9 protein-coding genes are annotated in these 12617 nt (G+C 47.6%); 3 read left to right on the forward strand and 6 right to left on the reverse strand.

The window, feature by feature from the left end:
* Positions 1 to 8 precede the first annotated feature (8 nt).
* Complete coding sequence (locus tag DP_RS06945) at positions 9 to 1142, reverse strand: double-cubane-cluster-containing anaerobic reductase (RefSeq protein WP_041277731.1); 1134 nt, start codon at positions 1140 to 1142, stop codon at positions 9 to 11.
* Positions 1143 to 1357: 215 nt separating this feature from the next.
* Positions 1358 to 1801 carry a hypothetical protein gene (locus DP_RS06950; RefSeq protein WP_011188608.1) on the reverse strand — a complete coding sequence of 148 codons (444 nt, stop codon included), beginning with the start codon at positions 1799 to 1801 and terminating at the stop codon, positions 1358 to 1360.
* Between the two features lie 509 nt (positions 1802 to 2310).
* On the opposite strand from DP_RS06950, the gene ppdK reads away from it, so the two are divergent.
* Positions 2311 to 5022 carry a pyruvate, phosphate dikinase gene (gene ppdK / locus DP_RS06960; protein WP_011188609.1) on the forward strand — a complete coding sequence of 904 codons (2712 nt, stop codon included), beginning with the start codon at positions 2311 to 2313 and terminating at the stop codon, positions 5020 to 5022.
* Positions 5023 to 5093: 71 nt separating this feature from the next.
* Here ppdK and DP_RS06965 read toward each other — a convergent pair whose 3' ends face one another.
* The 4 genes from DP_RS06965 to DP_RS06980 all read right to left on the reverse strand — a co-directional run bounded on the left by DP_RS06965 (position 5094) and on the right by DP_RS06980 (position 8430).
* Positions 5094 to 5945: a pyruvate, water dikinase regulatory protein gene (locus DP_RS06965; RefSeq protein WP_011188610.1), complete on the reverse strand. Its 852-nt coding sequence runs from the start codon at positions 5943 to 5945 to the stop codon at positions 5094 to 5096.
* 148 nt (positions 5946 to 6093) lie between these two features.
* Positions 6094 to 7020, reverse strand: a complete 927-nt coding sequence (locus DP_RS06970; protein WP_011188611.1) for a 5-oxoprolinase subunit C family protein — start codon at positions 7018 to 7020, stop codon at positions 6094 to 6096.
* A complete protein-coding gene (gene pxpB, locus DP_RS06975) occupies positions 7020 to 7712 on the reverse strand; it encodes a 5-oxoprolinase subunit PxpB (protein WP_011188612.1) in 693 nt (230 codons plus the stop codon). The genes DP_RS06970 and pxpB overlap by 1 nt, the downstream gene beginning before the upstream one ends.
* Positions 7705 to 8430 (reverse strand): 5-oxoprolinase subunit PxpA, encoded by a 726-nt coding sequence (locus DP_RS06980; RefSeq protein ID WP_011188613.1) that lies wholly within the window; start codon positions 8428 to 8430, stop codon positions 7705 to 7707. The genes pxpB and DP_RS06980 overlap by 8 nt, the downstream gene beginning before the upstream one ends.
* 645 nt (positions 8431 to 9075) lie before the next feature.
* On the opposite strand from DP_RS06980, the gene DP_RS06985 reads away from it, so the two are divergent.
* Positions 9076 to 10860: an adenine deaminase gene (locus DP_RS06985; protein ID WP_011188614.1), complete on the forward strand. Its 1785-nt coding sequence runs from the start codon at positions 9076 to 9078 to the stop codon at positions 10858 to 10860.
* A gap of 8 nt (positions 10861 to 10868) precedes the next feature.
* On the forward strand, positions 10869 to 12599 hold the full coding sequence (gene ade, locus DP_RS06990; protein WP_011188615.1) for an adenine deaminase: 1731 nt from the start codon (positions 10869 to 10871) through the stop codon (positions 12597 to 12599).
* The last annotated feature ends 18 nt before the right edge of the window (positions 12600 to 12617 follow it).

Raw genomic sequence — 12617 nt, forward strand, 5'->3', positions numbered from 1 at the left:
CTCCTCTGTTATTCTGCGAGTTCAATTAAGGCTTCGATACGGGTTCGAAGCTGTCCTTCGTCTGATTCTGAATAGTCGGTTTCAATATGTAGGAAGGGAAGCCCTGTTTCCTCTTCAATAGTTCTTTGCAGGGTGGTGGATTCGGCATTGTAGGTATGGCATCCAAGCCAGGTCATATCCAGGATGGCGTCTACCTCGAAGGCCTTTACCATCTCTTTGATGGATTTGGCCCTGTTTGGATTCGGGGTCATGCAGGAGCAGGGAATTTGCAGATAACGTTCTGCAAGTGCCAGGTAGGGATCGCCGGTTTCTGTTACAGGCATGGTCATTCCCTTGAGGCCGGAGCAGTTTTCCATGCAGACAACCCGGGCACCGAGCTCCTCGGCAATTTGGATTACCTTGTCAGAGCCTATGCCCACGGGGCATCCGGTGAGGAGGAGACGGATACCATTTCGTTCTGGTAGTCCCTCCTCTTGTAGATGTTCTTCTAGTTCTGTGTGCAGGCAGATCAGCTGTGCGAGGTATTTTTCCGGGTAGACGGTAAAGCTCTTACTCTCCTGGACGGCGAGCATATCTCGGGCTGTCAGTGGTGATCGTTTATCGGCGGCAAGCAGGGAGAGGTTGTAGAGCTCATGTCTAATCTTGTTTTGGAGGACAATCTGTTGGTGGAGCACTTCCTCCTTGACCTCTATTCCAGAGCAGTCGGTGAGGAACTGTTTTAACTCTTCAAGGCCATCCCGCCAATATTGGAGGGGGGCGCTGCCCTGCTGAGTATGAGGTAGATGCATAAGATGCATGGGCTTGATCTTGCCCATCAGCTCATACATTTTCTTTTTACCGTCACATGTTGTTTCGGCGATAAGGATGTCTGAAAAACTGAAAAAGGGGCAGCTGTCGGTTATAGCGTAGCCGTAACTTGATTTAATGAGGGGGCAGAGGCTGGCGGGCAGGTCTCTCTCTGCATCTTTAATGGGCTGTTGTTTTTTTCCACAGAGGCTTACCGGTACTATTCCGGCAGCTCGTATCAGCTCGTTTGGGGCGTATATGCAGTATACTCCTGCAATTTTGCCGCCAGCCTGTTGGTGGGCGTCGAGCTCTGCGATGCTGAGCTCTGAGAAGGAGGTGAAGGCCTTGAGATTCATATTGTCCTGTCCTGTCGATATTGTTTTAATGGTTAGCAGACTGTGCAACGTTTAGCTAAAAAAACCATTTATTACAAATAGTTATTACCGATAGTAGGGCGTCTGTGAATAGGGAAAATCTATTGGCAGGGACTGAGTCTTTGTCTGGTGATTGGACAGGTGAAAATCCTCTTCGCTATTGGCGAAGAGGACTTTTGTTTGATAGGTTTTGCCTCTTATTTATTCTGTCCTGCCATCCAGGTAACGATTTCTTTTTGGTCATTAATAATAAAGGTCATATCTGCTTCAGAGAAATAGTATGAGGTATTTGCCCCGTTATTTTTTGCGGCAATGACCTTGTACTCTCCAAGATTCTCCTTGTAGTAGTCTGGATGCCAGGGCGAGCCCGGCTGGGCATGGCTCACTATCCACTCCCTCTTGATTTGCTGTTTTTGCATAAGAGCAGCCTGATATCCCTGTATCCAGTTATCTGTGGTCTTGGTCGGGTTAACTGGCTCTTCCCTTTGACCGAAATTATACCATACTGCAGTAAGCATAAAGAGACAGACGACGATACTGGCCCACCAGGAGAGGCGCCTGGCTCGGCTGCGAGGTCTACCCGCTTGGCTATTCTTTTGAGATTGGTGGGTGTGCTTTTCTGCCTGAAGCTGATTTGCCATACTGTCACCTCTTGGGTAGGTTTATTTGCTCTGCAATAGAGAGAGAGGTCTTTGTGAAATTTTAAAGACCCATGTTTTTTATAAACTATTGTTGAAATCAATTAAAAATATCTTTTAGGAGACTACCTCCGCTTGCGCCTGGTTGACTTGGGTCAGAGAGACCTGTCTCTGTACCTTTTTCCCAATGAGCCCTCGGGAGGATTCTTGAGAGAAATGGCGATTCAGTCTGGGCAATTTTTGATTTTATAGGGGTAGAAAAAGTGGTTTTTTCTTTTGTCATTAAATGCTTGTCTATTTTATTTTATCATGGAAGAGGAGAATGTACATATAAATAGATATTGTTAGGGGAAATAGGGTATTTTGGTGTTATTGATCTTTTTTTCAGGGTTAGATCTGCCTGGTTGAGTAATGGCACGAGTTTTTTTCTTGCCTTCAAATTTGCTGATTACTACCATTTGACACGTTTGATAATCAAATCTTTGATTCATTTAATATAATGTGAGGAAAGAATGTCCCAGTGCATATACGAATTTGGTCCGAAAAAAACTGATGGTGACTCCAGCCAGAAAGACCTTCTGGGTGGCAAGGGTGCGAATCTTGCTGAAATGGCGAAACTTGGTTTACCGGTACCTCCTGGCTTTACGATCTCTACGGAATGCTGCAACGACTATTTTGAGCTTGGCGGTAATCTTCCGGACATTCTCGATGCACAAATTTTTGCAGCCATGGCCAATGTAGAATCTCAGATGGGGATGGGCTTTGGTGATTTTGAAAATCCACTCCTGGTTTCCTGTAGATCGGGGGCAAGAAGTTCCATGCCGGGAATGATGGAAACTATTTTGAATGTGGGGCTCTGCTCCACGACCATTCCGGGTTTGATAAAAAAGACCGGTAATGAGTGGTTTGTCTATGATGCTTATCGTCGTCTGATCATGATGTATTCCGATGTGGTCATGGAAAAGGCTGAGGAACTCAAGCCTAAGGATGGTATGGGTATTCGTTTAAGTCTTGAGATGATGATGAATAATCTCAAGAATGACAAGGGCTATGCTAACGATACCGATATTTCCATCGAAGATATGAAGAACCTCTGCGAGCGGTTCAAAAAGAAGATCAGTGAAGATCTTGGTCTTGATTTTCCCGATGATCCTAGAGAGCAGTTGATGGGGTCTATTGGTGCCGTTTTCAAGAGCTGGAATGGAAGACGAGCTGTAGCCTATCGACGTATTGAGCATATTCCCAATAGCTGGGGTACTGCCGTTAATGTTCAGAGCATGGTTTTTGGTAATATGGGAGATACCTCGGCCACGGGAGTTGCCTTTACCCGTGATCCTGCCACGGGACAAAATAGTTTCTATGGTGAGTGGTTGGTTAATGCTCAGGGTGAAGATGTGGTGGCGGGTATTCGTACCCCAAATCCTCTTAATCTGGACACCAAAAATAGCCAGAATGGCCACCTCTCCTCCCTGGAAGAGATGATGCCAGAGCTTTATACTCAGCTCTTTGATATTAGAAATCTTTTGGAAGATCACTATCAGGATATGCAGGATATTGAGTTTACTATCCAGGAGGGACGTCTCTATATGCTGCAGTGTCGTATTGGTAAGCGAACGGCAACGGCAGCCTTGAATATGGCCATGGATATGCTCGACGAGGGTAGAATTGATGAAAAGACCATGCTCTGCCGGCTTGAGCCTAAGATCCTTGATGACCTTCTGCATCCCATTGTTGACCCCGAGGCTGAAAAGCATGCAGCTGTTGTGGCAGAGGGTCTGCCAGCAGGACCTGGTGGAGCCTATGGCCAGATTGTATTCACCTCCGAAGATGCGGTTCGCTGGGCCAAGGCCGATAAAAAGGTTATTTTGGTTCGGGAAGAGACCAATCCGGAAGATATCGAGGGTATGCGCGCTGCCATAGCCGTTCTTACTGCCCGTGGTGGCATGACCTCCCATGCAGCCCTTGTGGCCCGTGGTTGGGGCAAGTGTTGTATCGTCGGTGCCGGTGTTTTAAAAATAAATCTTGAAACTAAAGAGCTTCGAGTGGGAACTCGGGTCTTCAAAGAGGGTGATCTCTTTACCCTGAACGGTACCAAGGGTACTGTCTATGAAGGCCAGCTGAAGATGAAGGATGCTACGGAAAATCCTAAGTTTAAAAGGTTTATGGAAATTGCCGATAGTCATCGTACTCTGAGGGTTCGGGCTAATGCCGATACTCCGGAGGATGCGAAAATAGCCCGGGAGTTTGGGGCCGAAGGTGTAGGCCTCTTTAGAACTGAGCATATGTTCTATGGAACTGATTCAGACAGGCCTTTGTTCCTTTTGCGTAAAATGATACTTAGTAAGACCGTGGCAGAGAGAAAAGAAGCCCTGGCGGAACTGTTTCCCTTTGTTAAGGAAGAGATCGGTAAAACCCTTGCCATCATGGATGGGATGCCCGTGACCATGCGTCTGCTTGATCCGCCCCTGCATGAATTTGTCCCTCAGCTTGTGGAAAATCAGCAGGAAATTGCCGATGCTTTGAGAATTGATCTGGAAGAGGTCATTAAGCGAAGCGAGCAGTTGAAGGAATCAAATCCAATGATGGGCCATCGTGGTGTCCGTTTAGGCATTACCTACCCTGAAATTATTGAGATGCAGGTTCTGTCTATTTTCGAAGCGGCTGCTGAACTCATTCAGGCAGGAAAAACACCACAACCGGAGATTATGGTGCCTGTAACCTGTAATGAGAAGGAACTCGACTTTGCCCGTAAGATTGTTGATCGTTGTTATGAGCAGACCTTGGAAAAATATGGCCTTGAATCCATTGGCTATATGTATGGCACCATGATCGAAATTCCTCGTGCGGCCCTGATTGCAGAGAAGATGGCAGAGCACGCTCAGTTCTTCTCTTTTGGAACCAACGATTTAACCCAGATGACCTTTGGCTTTTCCCGGGATGATGTTGGCGCTTTGATGAACGACTATCTTGATAATGGCATTTTGGTAGCGGATCCCTTTGAGACTCTGGATCAGGAGGCCGTGGGTAGTTTGATTACAACAGCTGTAGATGGAGGGCGTAGGGCCAGACCGGATATTAAGCTTGGTATCTGCGGAGAACATGGTGGTGATCCTGCCTCGGTGGAATTTTGCCATCGAGCTGGTTTGACCTATGTCTCTTGTTCGCCTTATAGGGTGCCTATCGCTAGATTGGCAGCAGCTCAGGCGGCGATTAAGTTTAACTAACCGTTTTTAAGTTATAAGAAAAAAGGCTGTATTCCCAAGAGGAATACAGCCTTTTTTTGTTTGTGGCCTCTCTAATCTTTGAGATGGGCTTGGGCCTTGAATCTGCGGGTAATCATTTCAGCAATCTCTTCAGCACTGGTCTCGATCGGCTTATTGCTAACGTCAATCATGGAAAAGCCCTTGGTAATGTAATACTTTTGGGCGGTTTGCACCTCCACCTCCACCTCCTGTCTACGTGAGTAGGCATGCATATCAGATGTACCGAGGCTTTCCTGACGCATCTTTCTGTGGGATAAGAGTTGTTCTATATTGATATTGAGGGCAATGACCCGACGTCGATCCACCTCATCCAGGGTCTGGGGCATGGGCACACCCGGTACGTAGGGGATATTGGCAACCTTCCAGCCCATAACTCCCATATACATGGAGAGGGGGGTCTTGCCTGCCCGTGACAGGCCGACGAGGATTATTTCTGCCTCGTCCAGGGATTCAGGTCTGAGGCCATCATCATGGGCCAGAGCAAAATCAATGGCAGTGACCTGTTTGAGATCGACCTGGTGTGTCTCCCGGTAAAGTCCGGGCTTGCCCAGAGGGCGGATGCTGAGAAAGGTTTCAATTTTGTTGAGGACCTGTCCCATAAGGTCAATGGTCACGATCTTATGCTCTTCAGCCTTGGTGACCAGATACTGTCGTAGGTTGGGTTCTACAATGGTGTGGGCAATAAGGCTTTCGACATCTTTGACCCGGTCGAGGAGGTGATCCACCTGACTTTCTGTGCGGATATGGGGTACCTTGACTACAGTGATATCGCTGTCTGGAAATTGTACCAGGGTTGATTCTACCAGGTGAAAGGCATTAATTCCTTCACCGCAGGAGGCAATGTAAATCATTTTGAAATTGTTAGAAACGGTTTGATCCATCATAAGAGAGGCCTTTTGTAAGCTTTTTTTTTGGGGTTAAGAATAAATTCATACAAAACCCAGCCCTAAGAGTCAAACCCTAAGGAGTTTGATTCTCTGGCTGATTAAGAGAAAAATTGGCGTCTATTCTCCGTTCTTTCAGTTTTCCGGTCTATATCTGCCCATGGTAAAAGAAATCATAAAATGTGGCACTTTCTTTCTGTAGTAGTCCTACTTCAGCTAGTTGGAAACGGACCTTGTCTCCGGGCTTTCTTTGGGCAAGGCGGAAGATATCGCGTTGGCAGATAACGCCAACGATGGGATAGCCTCCCGTGCACTGGCGGTCGTTGAGGAGGATTATAGGCTCACCCGCTGACGGGATCTGGATGGCCCCGCAGGGGACACCTGTTGAGAGGATATTGTTGCCCGTTCGTAGGAGAGGAGTGCCATTGAGGCGATAGCCCATTCGGTCGGCGTCGTTGCTCACCGTATAGACCTTACTGAGAAATTCCTTAATGCTCTCTGGCTGAAACTCTGCAAAATGATAGCCGGCGGTAAAGCGGAGGATGAGTTCCTCTTGGTAGTCCGGTATCCATTTTTTCGGTAGACGATAAGGGGCTGCCGTAGCCGGGCTCTTGTAGTGTAACCTATCACCTGCCGCTAGCTTTTTGCCATCATTGCCGCCGGTAACTTCTCGGATTACCGTGGAGGAACTGCCAAAAAATTGTGAGGTGGAAAAGCCGCCCGCCAGGCTGAGATAGGATCGCAGTCCCGTTTTCATGATGCCAAAGCTTAACTTGTCGCCCGGGTAAACGGCTATGGAGGACCAGTTGGGGATATTGACTCCATTGATCTTTGCCTCCATCTCTGCCCCGGTTATGGCGATGCGGCTAGGCGCATCGAAGAGAAAGGAGCTGTTGCCGACCAGTATCTCCAGGGCTGGTGTTTCAGGATGATTTTGTAGAATTCTGTTTGCCCAAAAGAAGGCATGCTTGTCCAGGGCTCCGGCTTCAGCCAGCCCCAGTTGTTGGCATTTTTCTCGGCCCTGATCCTGGATTGTTGTCAAGAATCCGCCCGTAAGTACCTGCATGGTGGCCATTATAATATCCCCCCAAGTGCTAAAAACTCATCCCGGTTGATGGATTTGAACTGAACCATATCACCCTGTTGAAAAAGAGAGGGTTGTTCTCTTTTAGAATCAAAGACCGTAGTCGGTGTCCGGCCGATAATATGCCAGCCACCGGGCATCTCGATGGGGTAGATTGCCGTTTGAAAATCGGCAATGGCGACGCTTCCCACGGGGATTTTTAGCTGTGGGGTCTTCCGGCGTGGCAGCTGCATCTGCTTTGGCAGATCTCCCATATAGGCGTATCCTGGACAAAATCCAAGCATATAGACAAAGAATGGAGAGGCCGTATGTCCTGCAATCAACTCCTCCAGGCTCAGGTTCATATCGGCTGTTATTTCATCTAGATATTCTGCTACTTCATGGTTGTAGTAGGTGGGGATCTCAATGATCTTGCCACGTCCGCTCTCTACTTTGGCCTCCATGGCAAGACTGGCCTCTACCTGTGCCAGAAAATCCCCATGCAAGTAGGGTTTGAAGGTGATAAGCAGGGCATTGTAGGAGGCAATGATATTGAGAATGCTCTCTCCCAACTCTGCTTCGATGACCCTTGCGCAGCTGGCAATATAGAGCGAAAGCGTCGTGCTGGCGGTCTCTCCGTATTTAATAAGCAGGGAGTTTTCCGAGACTGGGCTGATGGTATAGGGGATAGTTTTTTTATGCATGCTCTTCTATGATTGTTTTAAACTCTTTAATGAGATGAGCCCCGTCGCCATCCCCGTGAACGCAGAGGGAATCAATGGGAAAGTTGAGCGTATTACCAGCCCTTGAGAGAATGGCCCTGCCCAGGCAACAGTTCTTTACTCGCTGAATCATTTCAGCCTTTGCAATAAGAGCGCCCTCCTTATTTCGATTGATGAGCGAACCATCGTCTTCATAACCTCGGTCGACAAAGCCCTCCAGGATGATTTCGGTGCCGTATTCGGTGGCGAGTTTTTTGTGCTCCTGCCAGCGAGCGGTTGCTAAGATCATGAGCTTGCACTCCATCTTGGCTGCAACTTGAAGGGCGGCCCGGAGGATGGCCTCGTCTCGCATCATGGTGTTGTAGAGGGCGCCATGGGGCTTGATATAGTCGAGGCTAACCTCATGTATTCGACAAAAAGCAGAGAGGGCACCCACCTGATAGAGCATTGTGTTTTTACATTCACTCGGGGAAAGTGCCATGTTTCTTCGGCCAAAACCCTGCAGGTCGGGATAACCGGGATGGGCACCAATGCGTACGCCATATGTCTTGGCCAGAGTAACGGTGTGATTCATTACCTCGGGGTCTGAGGCGTGCATTCCGCAGGCAATATTGGCCATATCAACATGGGGCATAATTTTATCATCCTGGCTAATGCTGTAGTTGCCAAAACTTTCTCCCATATCGCAGTTGAGTAACATGAACTATTTCCTATATTATTTGAGGGTTGTAAAAGAGGTATTGCTAGCACCATGAGCAGGGCCTTTGAGAACCAGCCTGTGGCGCAATAAAATGTGGATAAATTAATCCCATTAATATAACAGATAAATGGTAGAGATATAACAGATAAATTGCATATAGGTGTGAGCCATTCCTGCTTTGCAGGGATTCTTTGTTGGGTATGAATAGATAACTATGTCTATACTTTGGGGAAAAATTATTCAATACCGTGACAGGAGCAGTGGGGCCCTGATGATTTATTTTAGTTAAAAGAGTTTGATTATTTCTTTGAAATTTTAGAATAGATAAGCAGAGAGAGCTTCTCTCTCAATTTTACTAATAGCCCGGAAAACTAAAATTTTCCATTCTGAAAAAAAGCTATTTTTTATAGATATTTCAATTTGATAATGCGTAACCCTGGCAAATAAAAAAGTTAGTAAAGCACCACGCTGTGCTATTGATATTGAAAAAAACTTCAGATCGTTTATTATAGTGTCCTTCAAAGCGGGCGCTAAGTTAAGTGCCCGTAATCTCATTATAAATTCGTCGAGATATGTGCTGCAGGACGGGAAACCTGATTTGTCAGTAATGACCTGCCTATCTCATAACTATTTATAGGAGGTTTTATGCAAGTAAGTAAGGATGCGCTGAAACAACTCATTCGGGCTGGAAGAGGAGTTATTCCGGCCAGCAAGGTTCTCGAAGGTGGTTATTTAGTCAATGTCATGTCTAACGAGGTCTATCTTGCGGATGTCGCGATCTACGAAGAGAGAATCGTCGCCATCGGCAAGGTCGAAGAGTATAAAGGGCCAGAAACAGAGGTTATTGATGTAACCGGCCTCTATCTGCTACCTGGACTAATCGATGGCCATCTCCACAGCGAGTGCAGTAAGCTCAGCATCACCAGTTTTGCCAAAGCAGTTGTCCCCTGCGGAACCACAAGTATTGTCTCCGGCCTCGATGAGTATATCTCGGTTTCCGGACTTGAAGGTCTGCAAGAAGTTTTCAAGGAAGTCAAAAAAAGCCCGCTTAAAGTTTTCTGGGGCGCCCCCTACAAAACCCCATACACCTTTCCAAAATCCACAGTAGCCTTTAATTTCACTGAAGAAGTTCACCAAGAAGTTCAGCAATGGCCAGAGTGTTTTGGCGTTTGGGAGACTGTTCGCGAAGCCGTTCAAGAAGAGGATGAAGATACTCTTGGAGCGCTTGCTACAGCCCAGAACAATCGCTTGCCCATCTTTGGTTGCGCTCCCATGGCCCGGGGCAAAGAGCTTAACGGCTATCTCTGTGCCGGGGTTCGTCTTGACCACGAGAGTTATGACCATGAAGAGGTTGTGGAGAAGATGCGTAACGGCATGCATATGCTCATTCGTGAATCTTCTGTTACCCATTTCCTCGAGGAAAATATCCGAGCTGTAACCGAGGTTAACCCCTATCTTGCCCGGCGAGTAAGTTTTTGTACCGATGATGTGACCGCCACCGATATCTTGGAAAAAGGGCATATGGATAATGTGGTACGTCAGGCGATTAAAGCAGGTGTTGAGCCAATAACCGCAATTCAGATGGCCACCATCAACAGTGCTGAGGCCTACCGTATTGATCACCTTGTCGGTTCCATTACCCCTGGTAAAATTGCTGATATTGTTATGGTTGATAGCCTTGAGGGTTTTCAGGTACAGGCGGTACTCACCGATGGCAAGCTGGTGGCACGGGATAAAAAGATGAGCTATGAGCTCAAGGCCCCGGCCCGAAGCAGCGTCCTCAGTTGCGCGCTTAAGTGCGCTACGACCACCCCAGAAGATTTTCAGTACCGGGTCGAGATCGAGCAGGGAACCGCTGAGGTGCTCTCGATGAATGTTAAGGGACCATTTGTTCGTAAAAGAAGGGATGTTACCTTGCAGGTTGCGAACCATATTGTTCAAGCCGATACCGAAAACGATGTGTTGATGGTTTCAGTGCTTGAGCGATTTGGCCGCAACGGCAATAAATCTCTCGCATTTTGTTCAGGATGGAAGTTGAAAAAAGGAGCCATGGCCTCCTCTGCTGCCCCCGATGATAACAATATTATTGTTATGGGTGCGGATGCCAGTGATATGTCGATTGCGGTTAATCACCTCATTGAAAATGGTGGTGGCCAAGTTATTGTGGCAGATGGCGAGATACTCGAATTCCTCGCATTGCCGGTTGGTGGTATTGTCAGCGATCTTGAGGCAGAAGAGATTGCTCGCCAAGAGTCACTACTGACCAAGGCTGCAAACAGCTTGGGCTGCGATCTTCCCGATCCCTTGATGTATATGTTCTTTTTGCCAATCACCGCTATTCCTGATTATGCAATCACCGATGTAGGGCCCGTGGACTGTATCGCCCTTACCACATTTGATCCAATTCTTGCCCTCAATCCAGGCAAATAGGGGCGGCGATGAACAAAGAAGCGCTTAAGCGCCTAATCGCTGTTGCTGCTGGAAGAGAAGAACCTGATCTTGTTATTAAAAATGCTAAGGTGGTCGATGTCTTTAACGCTCGGGTTATTCAGGGTGATATTGCCATCGTCGATGGACTTATTGCCGGGGTAGGCGACTATAGTTGCAAAAACGAGTTGGATGCCGAGGGCCAGTATGCCGCCCCCGGTTTTATCGATAGCCATATTCATATCGAATCCTCCTATGTTAGTCCGGAAGAGCTTGGTCGCTTGCTTGTACCCCATGGCACCACAACCATCATTGCTGATCCCCATGAGATTGCCAATGTTTGCGGCTTAAAGGGTCTTGATTATATGATTGAGGCGGCCAAGAGGACAGCTCTCGATGTGCAGATGATGTTGCCCTCATGTGTCCCCGCCACCCCTTTTGAGCATAGTGGTGCCAATATCGATGCCCGAGAGATGGAGAAGCCGATCACCTATGATGAGGTACTTGGTCTTGGTGAATTTATGGATTTTCCTGGTGTTATCAATGGGGTTGATGCCACAATTGAAAAATTGTTAGTGGCAAAACGAGCCGGTAAACCCATTGATGGGCATAGCCCCGGTGTTTCAGGAAACGCCCTTAACGCCTATGCCAGTGCCCGAATAGGTACAGACCATGAGTGCGCCACAGTTGAAGAGATGCATGAGCGAATCGCCCGGGGAATGTATGTTCTCCTGCGCCAGGGTTCGGCATGCTACAACCTACGAACACTTCTCAAAGGTGTTACCCCGGTAAATAGCCGGCGTTGTCTTTTTTGTGCCGATGATTGTCAACCCAAAACTATTCTCAGTCTTGGCCACCTTGATAATCATCTGCGCATCTGTGCCGAGGAGGGTATCGACCCGATCATGGCAATCCAGATGGCCACCATCAATGCCGCGGAGTGTTTTGGCCTTAAGGATCGCGGCGCTATTGCTCCAGGTCTTAAGGCGGATATTGTCCTGATGGATTCTCTTACCAATTGTAGGGTAGAGAAGGTGTGGATTGATGGCGTGCTTATCGCAGATTCTGGGAAGTATCTTCCTGAGATCAAGCGCCATGATATTAGCTCCACCAAGGGCAATTTCAAGGTTAAAGATTTCTCTGTCAAAAAACTCAAACTTGCTATTCAATCCCCGCAAGCTCACGTCATCAATATCTTGCCAGGCGGTGTTGTGACCAGCAAAGAAGTTGTTGCGATCAACAGAAACAGCGACAACGAATTTGTCTATGGTCACGGGCAGGATGTGGTCAAAATTGCAGTGGTTGAGCGGCATCAAAATACGGGTAATGTCGCAGTTGCCCTGCTTCAAGGATATGGAATAAAAAGGGGGGCAATTGCCCTCTCCGTGGCTCATGACTCCCACAATATCATCGTGGTGGGGGTAGATGATACCGATATGGCCTGTGCGGTCGAGGCCTTGATTGCTCAGGATGGCGGTATTGTTTTGGTTAATGGCGAAGAGGTGGTGGAGAGCATGCCGATGCCCATTGCTGGACTTATGAGCGATCAATGCGGGGAGTGGGTTGAGGCAAAACTCACTTCCATTCATAGCAAGGCCCATGAAGTTCTTGGGGTTAATGCCGATGTTGAACCGGTTATGACTCTCTGTTTTATGTCACTTGCTGTGATCCCGGAGATAAAATTGACTGACATGGGGCTCTTTGACGTTACCAAATTTGACTTTATTTCACTCGAAGCATAAATAGAAATTGTAGACTAC

This window comes from Desulfotalea psychrophila LSv54 (genome assembly GCF_000025945.1).
In the GTDB taxonomy this organism is placed as follows: Bacteria; Desulfobacterota; Desulfobulbia; order Desulfobulbales; family Desulfocapsaceae; genus Desulfotalea; species Desulfotalea psychrophila.